Raw genomic sequence first — 15895 nt, forward strand, 5'->3', positions numbered from 1 at the left:
TGCCAAGCGCTATGAAGCATATTTTGCTGCTTGATGTGGGTAACCAGTTTTACCGCGAGTTTGCCTTGGCCTCCCTGGCGCGTCAGGCGCCGGTGATCCTGGTGGGCAAGAGCCTGCCCGAATGGGCCGAGCGCTACGTCGCTCACTGGGTAGACATCGATCCGGAACAGATTGACGAGATTGCCACCCAGGTCGAAACACTCGGTATCGACTTGCTCCTGATTGTCACCTACTACGAATTCTACGTCGAGGCGGTGGCCTTGCTGTCCGCTCGCTTCGGGTTGCGCGGCAATACGCTGGATACCGCCCGGGTGAGCCGGGACAAACGCCTGATGCGCGAAGCGTTCGCCCGGCACGGCGTGTCTTCTCCCGCCTCATTGCTCGCCCTGACGGATGCGGAGATTGTCGCGGCCGCACGGGCAATCGGTTTCCCGGTGGTCATCAAGCCAAGAAAACTGGCAGGCAGCATCGGCGTGGTGCTGGCGGACACCGAGCAGGCACTGCTCGCGGCTATCGCGGCCAGGCACGCTAGCGAAAAACAGGTACGTACCAGCAGCGCGATCATGGACGAGACATTGGTGGAAGCCTATGTCGATGGCCCGGAAATCAGTGTCGAAAGTGTGGTGGCCCAAGGTCGCGTCAATATTGTTGCCGTGACGCAGAAACGTCTCGGTCCGGCACCTTACTTCGAGGAGGTTGGTCACCTGGTCTCTTTCGAGCCGGGTGGGCAGGACCTGCCGCCGGCGGTTGCGGCCTTGGTGGTTGCCGCCCATCAGGCGCTGGCTGTGCAGTGGGGAATCACCCATACGGAAATCCGCCTGGGCAAGGATGGTGCGAAGGTCATTGAACTTGCGACCCGGGCCGGTGGTGATCAGATCCTGAAGCTGGTAGAGCTGGCCAGCGACCTGGATCTGTTCAAGCTGCTGGTGGACAGTTTCCGGGATGTACCGCTGGACCTGCGACCGACGCGCCACCGGGTGGCCGCCATCGACTTCATCTACCCGCCCCACGCGGGGTATTGGTCAAGGTGCATGCCGCACTGCCCGCACTGCCCGCAGGCGTCAGGTCGCAATTGGTCGTCGAGGCCGCCTCCGGCCGCACCTTGAAGCTGCCGCCGGATGCCTTTCTTGATCGAGCTGCGTTCATCATCACCCAGGCAGATACGGCGCACGAATGCCGTGCAGCGAGCACTGCGCGCGTTCGTGACACCGAGGTGATCCTCAAGTGAACAAGCTCTTCAAGGACGCGGGGCTGACGACGGCGATGCGCAACATCATCCTGCTTCGTCTGCTTTTCGTCATGGCGAACGCGTTGGGGCCATTCGCAGCGCTGTTTTTCAACCGTCACTACCATCTCGATGGCTCGGCAGTGGCGCTGGTGATAACGCTGGTATCGGCGTTCTACTTGACGGGCAACTTGTTGGGTGGGGCCTTGGCCAGTCGCTGCTCCTTTCGCTCACTGTTACTGGGCACATCATTGTGCTCGTCGGTCTTTCTGCTGCTCGCGATGGTGTTCAACACGCCGACCACGTCCATTGCCATGGTGCTGATGTTCATGCTATGCGCAGGCGTGATCACGCCAGTGTTCAGCATGCTGACCTCGCTGGCGGCGGACGATGGCAACCGCATTGCATCCTTCGGCTACCTTCACCTGGCCAGCAACCTGGGCGCCGCGCTGCTGTTTGTCATCGGTGGGTATCTGCTCGGCCTGCATAGTCATTACCTGATGGTATTCGCCGCCGGCCTCAGCATTGCGTGTTTCCTTGCGAGTGTTTTCCTGGTGCTGCCTGAGCGACAGGTTCATACGCCACAGGCACGACGCAGAATCTTGCGCAACATGGTCGACATACCGAGGATCGTGATCGTCGCCGGCGCAATGTTTTTCGCTTTGTCGGTGTTGGATGCGCAGCGTGAGTATCAGCTACCGTTGTGGCTCGATGTAATAGCCGTTGACCGTGCCGCGAGCATCTTCGCTGCCGTGGGGATCGTCAACGCGTTGCTGGTCATCCTGATCACGCAGCCTCTGATCGCGCTAACCTCCCGATTCAGCACGCTCTCCAACCTGGCCGCGGCAGGAATCTTCTACGGTATCGGATTTGGCGCCTACGCGTTTTTCGAGCATACCGCGTTGATTCTGACGTTCGTTTTCTTCTGGACGATGGGTGAGATTCTCGGCATCACCCATATCACCGCGTTGATTTCCCAAAAGACATCATTGCAAACCCAGGCCAGCCTCTTTTCGCTGATTCCCATCCTGCTCGCGCTCGCCAGAATGGTCTCGGTGGGATTGGGCGCCTCGTTGAACTCCAGCGCTGGGTTCACGCTGAGCTGGAGCCTCTACGGACTGCTGGGTCTGCTGCTCGGAGGCGTCTGCTGGTTGTGGGGCCGGGAAGCCAAGGCTCCACAGGTTTCATCACCACGAAGAAGTTGAGCCAGGAGGCTCGTTTCAGGCATCAAAAGGAAGAGGTGCATTCAGCATGAGCGAGACACTGACGCAGGACCTGTACGAGCGTTTGTATCGTGGCAATCCGACCCTGGTCAAAACCCGCGACTTCGACGATATCGATGTCACGACCAACAACTTGATCTTTGCATTTCTTGTACTGGTCAACGGCTACCAGTTTCTCATCGCTCCCCTGTTGATCTCTACAAACCCCTGGTTCATGCTGACCCTGCTACCCACCCTGTTGTTCTCTTCGACCACCGGCGTTATGGTGCATGAGGCGATACACGGATTGCTGCACCCTGCCCCCCGGAGGAACCGGCGTATGGGCCAGGTGATGGCGGTGTTCATGGGCATCGCCTATGACTTGCAACGCTTCGATCATCTGCGGCATCACCGCGTCAATCGTACCGAGCATGATTGCGACGAGATCTATATCGCCCCGCGCCGATCGACGCGCAAGGTCGTCAATTATTACTATCGCAAATTGTTTGGTGCTTACTGGCACGACTTCGTGCTGACCGCAATCGTCTGCTTCCTGCCGCCCCGTTTTATCTACCCGCTGACGAGCCTCATCTACGGCTCGACAGTAGTGCCGTCGGATCATTGCGCGCTGTCCATCACCCTGCGCAATAAAAAATTGAGCGCACTGCGCACCGAAGGCGCGTGCACCTTGCTGCTGTTAGCTTGCAGTGCTTTTCTGTATGGCGCCAACTGGTGGATATTGGTGATCCTCTACTTACTCAGAGCATTTATTCTCACTGTGCTGGACAGTTTTGCCCACTACCAGACGCCCATCAATGATTCGCTGTTTGCGAGAAACGTGAAAGTGCCACTCTTTTTCGAGCGAGTGTGCCTGATGAACTTCAACTACCATGGCGCCCATCATATTTTTCCTACAGTTCCGTGGGATAAGATCCCACAGTATATGCAGCACTTCCAACCCGATTTCTGCTTGATTACTCACGGCAGTCTGTTACGGTCGCTTAAAGCCAAATACAAGCCGCCTCGGGCTTTCAGCGTGTGGCCCCGTGGCTGGTTGGCGGGAGGGCGCAAAGAGGAAAAAACTTTTCAAACCTAATCCCTGCCAGATTACCGTAAGCGCTTACACTTGCGGCAAGCGATGTTCAACAGGCCGAGCGATATCTTACAAGAACATATGAGCCGGGCGATTTATCGTCGTCCAGCTCCAACAATATCGAGGACCCCCTATGCGACAGCAGTATGATCCTGCCTGGGTTGAAAGCACGGCTCAGGCCAAATGGCTTCGCGATGAAGTATTCAAGGCTGTCCAGGACGAAAGCCGGCCAAAGTTCTATGCCTGTTCCATGCTGCCCTACCCTTCCGGAAAGTTGCACATGGGGCATGTGCGCAACTACACGATCAATGACATGTTGGCCCGTCACATGCGGATGAAGGGCTACAACGTCCTGATGCCGATGGGATGGGATGCGTTCGGCCTACCGGCTGAAAACGCCGCGATGCAGTCGGGCGTATCACCCGCTCAATGGACACGGATGAACATCGCCGACATGAAGTCGCAGATGCAGCCGCTAGGACTGGCTTTCGACTGGTCACGAGAAATCGCCACCTGCGATCCCGAATACTACAAATGGAACCAGTGGTTTTTCTTGAAGTTGCTGGAAAAGGGCGTGGCCTACAAGAAGACCCAGATCGTCAACTGGGACCCCGTCGACCAAACCGTGCTGGCCAACGAGCAAGTGGTGGATGGCCGGGGTTGGCGATCCGGAGCGCTCGTCGAGAAACGCGAGATTCCCGGCTACTACCTGCGCATCACGCAGTATGGAGAGGAACTGCTGTCGGCCATCGATACCCTGGAGGGTTGGCCGGACATGGTCCGCAGCATGCAGCGCAACTGGATTGGCAAGGCCAGTGGAGTCCGCCTGGCCTTTGTCCACACTGTCGAAGACGCAAACGGGCAGTTGATCGACGCAGGCAAGCTGTGGGTGTTCACGACGCGCGTCGATACGCTGATGGGTGTGACGTTTTGTGCCGTTTCCCCTGATCATCCGCTGGCCAAGCGTGCCACGGCGCTCGATCCAGGGCTCGAGCCGCAGGTGCAGGCGTGTCGACAGGCGGCACAGACCAGCCCCGCCGCCGGCGCGCAGGCGAAGCTCGGTATCCCGAGCGGCTTGCACGTCGAGCATCCATTGACCGGCGAACCGGTCGCCGTGTGGATCACCAATTATGTGGTTGGTGAGTATGGGGAAGGCGCCTTGATGGGGGTGCCGGCCCATGATGAGCGCGATTTCGATTTTGCCCGTCAGTATGGCTTGCCCGTACACCCCGTCATCGCGCTCGACGGGGCTCCTTATGACCCTGCAGCCTGGTCGGATCGCTACGGCAGCCAGGAAGGTCGCCTGATCAACTCTGGCGCCTATGATGGCCTCACGGTGGAGCAAGCTGCCCTGGCAATCGTCGACGCCCTGGCCGAGCGTGGGCGTGGCGAGCAAGCCACCACGTGGCGCCTGCGTGACTGGGGAATCTCCCGGCAACGATACTGGGGAACTCCGATTCCGATCATTCATTGCGAATACTGTGGCGATGTACCAGTACCTTACGCAGACCTGCCGGTAATATTGCCGACCGATTGCATTCCCGACGGAAGCGGCAATCCGTTGCTGCGGCGTGAATCGTTCCGCCTCGTCGCGTGCCCTCGTTGTGCAGCACCCGCGCAACGGGAAACGGACACAATGGACACCTTCGTCGACTCGAGCTGGTATTTCATGCGCTACTGCGATCCCGACTGCCACACTTCGATGGTAGGGCCTGGCAACCGATACTGGATGCCCATCGACCAGTACATCGGCGGCATCGAGCATGCGGTGCTGCACTTACTCTACGCCAGGTTCTGGACAAGGGCGATGCGCGACGAGGGATTGGTGGACTTCAGTGAACCATTCAAGAATCTGTTCACTCAGGGCATGCTGCTGCGGGAAAGTTATTACCGCAAGGCGCAGGACGGTAGCCGACGATGGTTCTACCCCTGCGAAGTATCGGTTCAATACGATGAAAAAGGCCGTCCGGTCAGCGCGACAGCGATCGAAGATGGCTTGCCTGTCACCCTCGGTGGCGTGGAGAAGATGTCCAAGTCGAAGAACAACGTGGTCGAGCCCAAGGACATCATCGACCGGTTTGGTGCGGACACCGCCCGGTTGTTCACCATCTTCGCCGGCCCCCCTGATCAAAGCACGATCTGGAGCGACACCGGTGTCGAAGGGGCTTATCGCTTCCTGCGCCGTCTCTGGAGCTTTGCCGTTGATGAGCAGGCACGCTGGAGCGAAAGTGACGGCCAGGCGGCAGACGCCACAGAAGCCAGCCGTGTGCGCTTCATGACCCATGACTTGTTGAAGCAAATCAATAACGATTATGAGCGTCTGCAATACAATACCGTCGTATCGGGTGCAATGAAGATGCTCAAGGTACTGGAGAGTGCCCGCAGCGTTGGTCACCAGGTCTGCCGGGAAACCATGTCCATTCTCTTGCAGGTGCTGCAACCTGTGACGCCACATATCTCCCAGGTTCTCTGGGAGGCATTAGGATTCCCCGGCGCGATCTACGACAGTGCCTGGCCGACCCCGGACAGCGACGCCTTAAGGCAGGACGAAGTGAAGTTGATGGTACAGGTCAATGGCAAGCTACGGGGGGAGATTCTGGTCCAGGCCGATGCCGACCATGACACAATCCGTGACCAGGCGCTGTCCGATCCTGTGTTGAGCAAATATCTGGAAAGCGCAGGAAGGATGATCGTAGTGCCTAACCGATTGGTGAACTTCATCGTCTGACCATTCAGGTTGTCCCCTGAAACCAGAAAGCCGGCTTTCTCAGGAAATGTCGGCTTTCTGGTTCAGGCCTCAGTGGAAAACGTGTGCATCCCACCCACTGACTGCTGCTACGCGTAGCGACTGTGACGAGCCCAAAGCATAAGTTGCGCAAATGGGCGAGGGATTGCACATTTGAAACCGATCCCTCCTCGTTGCCTCCACTGGAATCCACTCGTAGCTGCAGTTGAAAGGGGTACATCTGCGGGTACAAATCCAATTTCCCATTCATAACCATTTGATTTATATGAATGTCCAAATGTTTTTTGGCAACCCTGAGAGTTTTTAGGGGCTTCGCGCATGCTTGTTAGCTGATCATTTCTGCCTTTTTCTAGCCTCGAATAGCCATTTACTTCCAGCTAATTGCTACATTTGGGGCAAATTTGAGGGCATGCTTTGGATGGTTTGAAAAGGATGCCCCCAACCGTCATTGTTGTCCTTTAAAGGCGGCCTGCAAACTGACAGCATCTGGGCAATATCCTGACCATCACATCGTCGCGATGACAGCCTGCATTTATCGCCGTAGCGGAGAAAAGAACACCCTCACCTCCAAGGGCCAGGTCACCCTACCCAAAACCGTCCGCCAACTGCTGGGCCTGAATACCGGCACCAAAGTCGCGTTCGACGTCCGTGGGAACGAAGTCGTAGTCAGCCGGGTGGAGGCCGATCACGAAGACCCTGCCATCGGCGCATTCCTAACCCTGTTGGAGGCTGACATCTGCAACGGACGCAACATCACCGCGCTACCGGACGACCTGGCACAGGCCATGCTCGCCAACGCACGCCACCCTGTGAACCTAGACGAAGAGATTAACGGTGAGGTCGCGTTTTGACACAGCAGCATGGCTGGACGCTGCTGTTCAAGGCAATACGCTGGGCAGCGCATAGCGACTGACACGAATCCAATGCGTAAGCTGCGCCCTTAACCACGCCGCCTAACGCTCAAATGGGCGCTAGCACAATCAGTTCACGTGCCATCGCACGCTTTCTCTCAACTGCCTACCGCCGGCTGCTGTGCCTTCGCCAACATCAGCAACAAAAGGCCAACCAGCAGCGCTGCCACCAAGTTGTAGAGCATGCCCGTAACGAAAGCCGCCACGTAGTGACCTGCCAGCACGACCCCGCCATCACCCGCGACCAGCGCCTTGTTGAACAGGAGGCCCACTACCCCTACACCCAGAGCCGCCCCCACCTGCTGAACAGTCGAGATCACTCCCGACGCCATTCCGGCCTGGGCTTCATCGACAAAACCCAATACCAGGTTCAGCAGTGGCGTCATGATGAAACCCTGACCGGCGCCGACCACCATCAGTACGGGAATCAACCCCGCGGGCATCAGGGCCGCGCCCGCCATCCAAACCTGCGCAATCAATAGCCCGATCGAAACGGCATACACCATCGCACCTACAACGATGGCGCTCGCCCCCCATCTCGCCACCAGCTTGGGCGCGACGAGCGACGCCAGCACGAACCCCACGCTGCAGGGTGCGAAAATGCTACCCGCAGTCAAAGGATCAAGCCCCAGCCCGGTCTGCACCAACAAGGTGAAGCACAAGAAGAACGAACTGGACGTGGAATACACCAAAAGCACCAGCAATGCGCCCAACGCGAAGTGACGCTGGGCCAGCAAGCGCATATCCACCAGTGGCAAGCCGCCGTCTGCTCTTCGCTGCTCCTGCTGCCTATGGAAAAGTACCAGCAGTACTCCCGCCAGGCCCAACGACACTAGACTCCAGGCTGGCCAGCCTAGCGCCGGTCCTTCGATCAACGGCACCAGCAGCAGCACCAGGCCGGTGCTGACCAACCCTACGCCCGCCCAGTCCAGGGTAGGTCGCTGTGGTGCGCGCGACTCAGGGATATAACGTGCCGCCGCGATGGCCAACAGGCCGATAGGTACGTTGATGAGGAAGATGCTACGCCACCCCAGGCCGAACAAGTCGGCATGAATCAACCCGCCACCCAGCACTTGCCCTGCGATGGCGGCCAGCCCCGGGGTCATTCCCAGTAGACCAAAAGCACGACGGCTGTCGCCGTCATTGAAATTGACACGGATAGAGGCATAGACATGCGGGAACAGCAACGCCGCCGCCAGCCCCTGTAATACCCGCGCAGCAATCAGGAAGCCGGCAGTGGGGGCCAGCCCGCACAGCAGGGAGGCGAAGGTGAACCCGGCCATGCCGATCACGAAGAGGCGGCGGCGCCCGAACAGGTCGCCCAGACGGCCGCCGGTAATCAGCAAGACGCCAAACGCAAGTTCATAGCCGGCCACGATGAAGCCAACCTGTGCGAAGCTGGCCGCCAACCCTGCTTGCAGGCTGGGGATGGCCACATTGACCACAAACAGATCGAAAATCGTCACGAAACCGGCCAATAGCAGCACCGACAGACCGAGCCAGGGCGGGCCGTCGACAGTGCGCACAGGCAGTACCGAAGGGTGGGAGTTCGAGTTCATCTTGCGCATCCTGAGAAGAGACGTGAGCATTCTCGAACCACCGTTAAGTGATTACAATTTAACCATTTATGCTATTACTCAAAGTAACGAGATAAGCGATGCGAACCTTGGCACGAACACGCGCCGATCTGGCGGCATTCCTCCTGGCGCACCGCCAGCGGCTATCCCCTGTCGATGTGGGCCTACCCAGTGGTGGTCGCCGCCGCACGCCTGGGCTGCGACGTGAAGAAGTTGCCGCACTCGCAGGTGTCGGATTGACCTGGTACACGTGGCTGGAACAGGGCCGTGACATAGGGGTTTCGGCTGCTTTTCTGGACAACCTGGCTAGGGTGCTGAAGCTGGATGCCGCAGAACGACGCCACTTGTTCCTGTTGGCTCACGAACGGCCACCTGCCGAACCCGGCAAAACATGGTGCGTGCTACCCCCACTGGTACGGCGCCTGATGCACGACTTGCCGCACCCCGCCGGCGCCGGCACGATGTTCACGCCCCCTCTGCAGGCATGCGCAAGCTGACCATTGACGGCAAGATCGAGCTGTTCGAGCACACCTCGCTGACCATCGACGAAGACCGCCACCTACGCCTGGTGGTCTATGCCAAGTTAGCAGAGCCTTCCGTCGCTCTGCAGGCACCCTCTGGCTATCCGCAGGCCGAATAGAGGGTGAACAACCAGAAAAGGCGCTCCGCCATGAAGCCAGCAAAACCACATACATTACTGCTCGCGTTGTGCCTGAGCCTGGGTACCCCCCTTGCCTTGGCTGCCACAGACCTTAACGATCAGCGCGCCCCGGGCACACAATCCCATGACGATGGGCACATGGACGGCCAAGGCGATGCGACGGGCTCAGGAACACCAGGCGATAGCATGGGTACCGGTGATGGCGGTACTGATGACAATGGGACGGACAACACCGGAGGTGACGGTACCAACAGTGGCTCGGGAACCGGCAGTAATGGCTCTGGTGATAGCGGTACAGGCTCGGGCAGTGGAAGCAGCAGCTCGGCCGGTAGCGGATCAGGATCAGGTTCCGGCAGTTAACTGAAACAGCCGATGGCGATGGGTTACTCGTTCATCGCCTATTTGGCGGCCCTGAGATCGTTTCAGCGCAAGCCTCGTCATCCGCACTTAACGCCAATGCGTCCCTGCACGAAACAGCGTTCACTGACCATCGGTTGGGCCGCATCGTCAACCATAACCTGGCGGAGTACCACATGCCGGTCAACGCAGACAGCGGGGATATCGACGTCATCTTCGTTGAAGAGCACGACGATATTGTCAGCGTGTAAGGGACTTCCCTTTACGCTCGACAAGGTGCTGTGATTGAGCCAGCCAACATCACACGGCGCAAACCTCAATGTGGGACAACCCAAGCACATCGGCTTGAGCCATTATCTCGCTCGGCGATGAATCAGCAGCAGGCAGCACAAGCCCGTTTTCGCTGTCCCCGAAATGCAACACAATCAGGTGCATTGCAGCTTCGTGAGGACTGAGCGTGCCCTGCTCCACCTCCAATCGATAACGTTTCGGCTCTTCAGCCAAGCGATAGTTAATGTTGTAGGTTGCCATACTCACCTCAGGTCCAAATGCAGGGGTTCGGCGCCCCGCTCCGTGTTCCTTCAGTGAGGTCACCGCGGACAGAAAAGTTCAGTTCAGGAACCCAAGCGAACCCAAGTTAAACCGGTGAACCATTTGGTGGTACCGGGCCTAGCCCAACCTCCGGGGTACTACCCGGCACGCTGTGCTTTGCGTGGGCATTTGCGGGCGAACCAATTGCCGTGTTTACCCGCACCCAGCGATTTTTTGGAGAGCGGTCGCAGGTCATGCATGACGGCGCCGTCTACGGGCTAACCCGGCTGATTCATTATCACGAGCGCTGGCTGCGTGGGGAGCGCGCCTGAGAGCAAGGGTGCCGCATTACCAAATCGCAATGTCGTAGGTCAGGTAGATGCGATTACTGTCGCGCCCGCGGGAAAAATCAGAACGGTAGACATAGTTGCGTAGTTTTACACCCAGCCCTTTGACGGGCCCTGACTGCACAACGTAGGCCAGTTCCATGTCACGTTCCCATTCGTTGAGTTCAGCTTCAGCGGAACGACCGTTGTCCCCGCTCAGGTATCGCGCCATGAACGTGAGGCCAGGGACACCGGCTGCTGCAAAATTGTAGGCATAGCTTGCCATCCAGGTTTTCTCTTCCTCCTCGATGAACTTGCCGATGCCGACGTTGCTGAACGAGTAAACCGTCGCACCGCTGATGTAGGGCAGCCCGGCATCGCCGTCTAATATCTGGTAACCAGCACCGACGGTGTGCCCGGAATGGGTATACGACACCTGCCCGCTGAACATGTCGTTGTCGATCTTGCCGCCATAAGCAGCTCCGCTGTCGCGGCTCTTGAAGTAGCGCAGGTCGGTGGTGAACACCCCGCCGGCCAAGGCTAGATCGTGCACCAGCCCCGCATAGTCCTGGCGGTAGAAGTGCTCGAGCTGGCCGTGGAAGTAGCTCACACGCAGTTGCTTGCTGATGGCAAAGTCAGCACCCGCAAAGCTGAAATCGCCGGACTCATCGCCGCCGTATCCATCTAGGTACAGGCCCGTGCTGTTGGACGAGTCGCGCTGCTTGAACCGATCCAAGTGGCCGGCGGTCAGTGTCAGGCCATCGACATCCGTACTGGTCAACTGCGTGCCCTGGTAGGTCTGCGGCAGAAGCCGGGCATCGTTATAAACAAGCACCGGTGTCTTGGGCAGCAAGGTACCGTGCTTGACCACGGTCTGCCCCACCCGCGCCTTGGCAGTCACGCCGGCACTGGCAAACTCGCCTGCGGCGCGGCCATCGTCATGGACCGGCAGCAGGCCGGTACCGCTGCGGCCGCGCCCCGAGTCGAGGCGCACGCCTACAAGCCCTAGGGCGTCTAGCCCAAGGCCCAGCGGGCCTTGGGTAAACCCTGATTGGTAGTCGAGCAAAAAGCCCTGCGCCCATTCCACCCGCTCACTCTTGGCAGTCGCAGCAGCGCGGGTGCTCATGCCCTGTTCGTCGCGGAAGTTTTCGTTGAAATAGACGTTGCGCAGCTGCAGTTTGAGCTTGCTGTCGTCGATGAATCCGGCAGCGCCGGCCACAGGCAACCAGCCGCAGAGCAGGCCACAGGTGGCCCCACGGAAAACAGCTCGGGACATGTTCGATACTCTGTTGTTATTGGATGAGGCGGGCGCAAGCTGCGCCCTCTGTAGATCAGACGAAGAAGGACAAGGCACCCGTGAGCAAAGCCAGCGCAGTGATGACCAGCGATGTCAAAACCGCCCACTTCACGGTTGCCTTCTGGAAGTCGCCGATATCTCGATCGACCATGCCCACCAACAGCAGGGTCGAAGCCACCAGCGGGCTCATCAGGTGTACAGGCTGGCCCAGCACCGAGGCGCGGGCTATTTCTACAGGGTCGATACCATACGCGGCAGCCGCATTGGCCAGGATCGGCACAACGCCGAAGTAGTAGGCGTCGTTGGAAAGCACGAAGGTCAGCGGCATGCTGGTCAGCGCCACCACCAGCGGGAACCAGTGGCTCCAGGCGTCCGGAATCCAGTCCACGAGGGTCTGCGCCAGCGCATCGACCATCTTCGTACCCGAGAAAATACCGGCGAAGATGCCTGCGGCGAACACCAGGAGCACCACGGTCATGGCGTTGCCTGAATGGGCGAGAATGCGTTCTTTCTGCAAGTCCAGTTGCGGGTAGTTGATCATCAATGCGGCGACAAAACCGATCATGAACAAGATGGCGGCGTGCATAACCCCCAGCACCAGCGCAGTCATGACAGCGATGACCAGCAACAGGTTCACATAGGCCAGCCGTGGGCGCTTGTGCGGGTTATCGCCGAGGATTTCCTTGATGTAGCAGTTACCACCACCGGACTCCAGCGCGATGTTGCCGATGCGTCGGCGCTCGGCGCGGCCAAGCAAGTAGGCTGTGAACACTACCCACGCTGCCCCACCGATGACCGTCGGCAGCATCGGGATGAAGTACTCGGTCGCATCCAGCCCCAGCGCCGCAATGGCACGGGTGGCAGGCCCGCCCCATGGGCTCATGCCGCTCATGATGCTCAACGACAGCATCGAGACGGTGGCCAGGATCATCGGGTTCATGCCGATACGCTTGTACAGCGGCAGCATGGCGGCGCAGGTAATCATGTAGGTCGTGGTGCCATCACCGTCCAGCGCCACCAGCAGCGACAGCAAGGCGGTACCGATGGCGATCTTGATCGGGTCGCCATTCACCCGCTTGAGAATCTTGCGGATCAGCGGATCAAACAGACCGGCGTCGATCATCAGGCCGAAAAACAGGATGGCGAACAATAGCAGCGCCGCAGACGGTGCGACCATTTTCAGCCCATCGAGCATCATCTTGCCAAGGTCCGGCGCAAAGCCGCCAATCACAGCGAAAACAATCGGAACGACGGTCAGGGCAACGATAGGAGACAGGCGTTTACTCATGATCAGGTAGGTGAAGGTCACCACCATAATCAGGCCCAGAAGTGCGAGCATGGTCTTTTCTCTTGTTTTTATTGTGTGCGGCCGTCGATAGGGCAGACGGCCCCCTACCCACTCGACATCACTGGGATGTTGAGTGGGATTTTAAGTCAACAATGGGAGGTGGAAGCGGCTATTAGCCGTGATGCCGAGGCTCGGCTGACCAGCTGGCCTGGGCCGTATCCGCTTCGCCCGGTGCTGCCGGGGTGCCGTTCAGGCGACGCAGCAAGGTTTCCCGGTCACAGGCGTTCTCCGACAGTGAAATCACAACCGTGGCCACGGCATTGCTGGCCAGGCTGGTCAGTGCACGCGCTTCGGACATGAAGCGATCAATACCGATCAGCAAGGCAAGCCCTGCCAATGGGATGTCGTGAATAACCGTCAACGTCGAGGCCAGCGCCACGAAGCCACTGCCGGTGACGCCCGCAGCGCCTTTGGACGACAACAGCATGATCGCCAGCATTGTCAACGTTTGGCCCAACGTCAGATCGATGTTGCAAGCCTGGGCGATGAACACCGCCGCCAGTGACAGGTAGATAGCGGTACCGTCGAGGTTGAAGGAATAGCCGGTTGGCAGCACCAGCCCCACCACACCTTTCTTGCAGCCAAGCTTCTCGAGTTTTTCCAACATGCGCGGCAGAACGGGCTCGGTGGACGATGTGCCGAGCACCACCAGAAACTCCTCGCGAAAATACCGCAGCAGCTTCCACAGGCTGAAGCCGTGCGCCCGGCAGATCCCCCCCAGCACGACCAGCACGAAGAATGCGCAGGCGATATAGAGTGTACCTACCAGCTTGGCCAATGCGCCCAGGGACGTCACGCCATACTGCCCGACAGTGAAGGCCAGTGCACCGAAGGCGCCGATTGGGGCGAAGCGCATCAGGTAGCCGAAAATACGAAACACCATGGTCGAGGCCGATTCCAGTACATCGAGTACTGGTTTGCCCTTCTCGCCCATTGACGACAGAGCAAAACCGCTCAGTACAGCGATGAACAACACCGGCAGCACTTCACCCTTGTTGAACGCCCCCATGAAGGTGTCCGGAATGATGTGCATGAAGAAATCGACCACACTGAGCTTGGCCGCAGAGGCGGTGTACTGGCTGAGGCCTACAGTGCTGAGCGTAGCCGGGTCGATGTTCATGCCAACACCCGGACGGAACAGGTATACCGCCCCCAGGCCAATGATCAGGCTGACCACCGTCAATACCAGGAACAGCAGCAAGGTCTTGCTCATCAACCGCCCAAGGGAGCGCTTGTCGGTCATGCCGGCGATGCCGGTGACGATGGTGCAGAACACCACGGGGGCGATCATCATCTTGATCAGCTTGATGAACGCATCACCCAGTGGCTTCAGCGCAACGGCCTGTTGCGCCCAGAAGTGACCAACCACCACGCCCAGCAGGACAGCGCAGAGGATCTGGAAATACAGTGACTTCGCGAGTTTCATGAGGCATCACCCATTGTTGAAATTGTGCGGATGCGATGGTTGCCAACGTGATCCGCCCCTTCCTACCCTGCCATCCTGCGCAAGGTCGGGGCGTAGACGAAGCCTGAAAAGAGTCGGCGTGCGGTTCTCACCACGGAGGCCTGAAGTGTCTTGCCATCGGCACCGCTGCGCGTAAGCGCCACGTCGATACCGCCGCTCGGGTGCTCCAGACGAACCTCTTTCAATTGCTGGGCTTGATCCCCAAGCATGTCCAAGATCACCGTGCCAGGGCTGACGCAGGCAGTCGCCAGGCCAATGGCACCGGTAATGGCCAGGGCGCGGTGGCAGTTATGGGGCATGAAGTAGCGGACCTGCAGCGTGCCATCATAGCGCGCCGGAGAAACCAACACTGGCTTTGGAATCACCATGCCGCTGACATCGCCCAGCCCCATCGCCTTGCCTGCCTTCAGGCGCAACGCCTCTAAACGTTGCAGCAGGCGCGTGTCCGCATCCAGCTGCGCCGGGGTCTCGGAGCCCGTGACACCCAACTGGCTGGCATCGACGATCATCATCGGCATGGCCATGTCGATGCAGGTGACTGGCACACCGTCGATGACATCCTGGGCCTGGCCAGTCGGGAACAGCTTGCCAGTCTTGCTGCCCACCGCATCGAGGAAGGTCAGGTGCACCGGGGCGGCAGTACCGGGTACCCCGTCGATCGCCGTACGGCCTTCATAACGGACGATGCCGCCAGGTGTTTCCACCAGCGAGTTGACGAAGGTGTTGGTGTTCAAATTACGGATGCGTACCAGGGTCTTGCCATCCTGGGGCTTGACCAGCCCTTGCTCAATGGCGAACGGGCCAACGGCGCACAGCATGTTGCCGCAGTTGGGCGCAGTATCGACCCGGCGCTGGGCAACCATGACCTGGACGAAGAGGTAATCGACGTCGGCGTCGGCATGCAGCGAAGGGCTGACGATTGCGACCTTGCTGGTTTGAGGGCTACCACCGCCGATACCGTCGATTTCCAGTTCATGTCCGGAACCCATCAGGTTGATCAGCAGTTCGTCGCGTTCGACCACATTGGCAGGAAGATCCCATGCATGGAAAAAGGGCCCCTTAGAGGTGCCACCGCGCATGAGCACGCAGGGAATTCGTTGCATGATTTTGCACTCTTGTTGATCAATGGACATCATTGATGTTGTGGGCACAAGAC

Annotated in this window: 13 protein-coding genes and 2 pseudogenes; 9 read left to right on the top strand and 6 right to left on the bottom strand. The window is 58.9% G+C overall.

Annotation, left to right across the window (positions count from 1 at the left end):
• The first annotated feature begins 11 nt into the window (after positions 1 to 11).
• From LOY53_RS14500 to LOY53_RS14520, 5 genes are all read left to right on the top strand, one after another.
• The gene (locus LOY53_RS14500) at positions 12 to 1106 is read left to right on the top strand and encodes an acetyl-CoA carboxylase biotin carboxylase subunit family protein (RefSeq protein WP_258702839.1); all 1095 of its coding nucleotides are present in this window, start codon (positions 12 to 14) and stop codon (positions 1104 to 1106) included.
• A 118-nt stretch (positions 1107 to 1224) separates the two neighbouring features.
• A complete protein-coding gene (locus tag LOY53_RS14505; protein ID WP_252824493.1) occupies positions 1225 to 2430 on the top strand; it encodes an MFS transporter in 1206 nt (401 codons plus the stop codon).
• Between the two features lie 46 nt (positions 2431 to 2476).
• Positions 2477 to 3523: a fatty acid desaturase gene (locus LOY53_RS14510; RefSeq protein ID WP_252824495.1), complete on the top strand. Its 1047-nt coding sequence runs from the start codon at positions 2477 to 2479 to the stop codon at positions 3521 to 3523.
• Between the two features lie 130 nt (positions 3524 to 3653).
• Positions 3654 to 6248: a leucine--tRNA ligase gene (leuS, locus tag LOY53_RS14515; protein WP_252824496.1), complete on the top strand. Its 2595-nt coding sequence runs from the start codon at positions 3654 to 3656 to the stop codon at positions 6246 to 6248.
• Positions 6249 to 6784: 536 nt separating this feature from the next.
• The gene (locus tag LOY53_RS14520) at positions 6785 to 7117 is read left to right on the top strand and encodes a type II toxin-antitoxin system PrlF family antitoxin (protein WP_258702840.1); all 333 of its coding nucleotides are present in this window, start codon (positions 6785 to 6787) and stop codon (positions 7115 to 7117) included.
• Positions 7118 to 7275: 158 nt separating this feature from the next.
• Here LOY53_RS14520 and LOY53_RS14525 read toward each other — a convergent pair whose 3' ends face one another.
• A complete protein-coding gene (locus LOY53_RS14525; protein WP_258702841.1) occupies positions 7276 to 8736 on the bottom strand; it encodes an MFS transporter in 1461 nt (486 codons plus the stop codon).
• A 98-nt stretch (positions 8737 to 8834) separates the two neighbouring features.
• Between LOY53_RS14525 and LOY53_RS14530 the strand changes: the two genes are divergently transcribed.
• The 3 genes and pseudogenes from LOY53_RS14530 to LOY53_RS26905 form a co-directional block, all read left to right on the top strand.
• The gene (locus tag LOY53_RS14530; RefSeq protein WP_408981302.1) at positions 8835 to 9251 is read left to right on the top strand and encodes a helix-turn-helix domain-containing protein; all 417 of its coding nucleotides are present in this window, start codon (positions 8835 to 8837) and stop codon (positions 9249 to 9251) included.
• Positions 9239 to 9394, top strand: coding sequence for a hypothetical protein (locus tag LOY53_RS26900; RefSeq protein ID WP_408981303.1), 156 nt, complete (start codon positions 9239 to 9241; stop codon positions 9392 to 9394). The genes LOY53_RS14530 and LOY53_RS26900 overlap by 13 nt, the downstream gene beginning before the upstream one ends.
• A gap of 506 nt (positions 9395 to 9900) precedes the next feature.
• Positions 9901 to 10017, top strand: a pseudogene (locus LOY53_RS26905) (hypothetical protein); the annotation flags it as partial.
• Between the two features lie 55 nt (positions 10018 to 10072).
• On the opposite strand, the gene LOY53_RS14535 reads toward LOY53_RS26905, so the two are convergent.
• Complete coding sequence (locus LOY53_RS14535) at positions 10073 to 10303, bottom strand: hypothetical protein (protein WP_252824503.1); 231 nt, start codon at positions 10301 to 10303, stop codon at positions 10073 to 10075.
• Positions 10304 to 10428: 125 nt separating this feature from the next.
• Between LOY53_RS14535 and LOY53_RS14540 the strand changes: the two are divergent.
• Positions 10429 to 10635 (top strand): annotated as a pseudogene (locus LOY53_RS14540) (damage-inducible protein CinA); the annotation flags it as partial.
• Positions 10636 to 10651: 16 nt separating this feature from the next.
• On the opposite strand, the gene LOY53_RS14545 reads toward LOY53_RS14540, so the two are convergent.
• The 4 genes from LOY53_RS14545 to LOY53_RS14560 form a co-directional block, all read right to left on the bottom strand.
• The gene (locus LOY53_RS14545; protein ID WP_258702842.1) at positions 10652 to 11905 is read right to left on the bottom strand and encodes an OprD family porin; all 1254 of its coding nucleotides are present in this window, start codon (positions 11903 to 11905) and stop codon (positions 10652 to 10654) included.
• 55 nt (positions 11906 to 11960) lie between these two features.
• The gene (locus tag LOY53_RS14550; protein ID WP_252824507.1) at positions 11961 to 13265 is read right to left on the bottom strand and encodes a CitMHS family transporter; all 1305 of its coding nucleotides are present in this window, start codon (positions 13263 to 13265) and stop codon (positions 11961 to 11963) included.
• A gap of 121 nt (positions 13266 to 13386) precedes the next feature.
• Positions 13387 to 14700 (bottom strand): C4-dicarboxylate transporter DctA, encoded by a 1314-nt coding sequence (dctA, locus tag LOY53_RS14555; RefSeq protein WP_027596500.1) that lies wholly within the window; start codon positions 14698 to 14700, stop codon positions 13387 to 13389.
• Between the two features lie 62 nt (positions 14701 to 14762).
• Positions 14763 to 15842: a 4-oxalomesaconate tautomerase gene (locus tag LOY53_RS14560; protein ID WP_027596499.1), complete on the bottom strand. Its 1080-nt coding sequence runs from the start codon at positions 15840 to 15842 to the stop codon at positions 14763 to 14765.
• Between the last annotated feature and the right edge of the window lie 53 nt (positions 15843 to 15895).

This window comes from Pseudomonas sp. B21-031 (assembly GCF_024748985.1).
GTDB classification, from domain to species: Bacteria; Pseudomonadota; Gammaproteobacteria; order Pseudomonadales; family Pseudomonadaceae; genus Aquipseudomonas; species Aquipseudomonas kermanshahensis.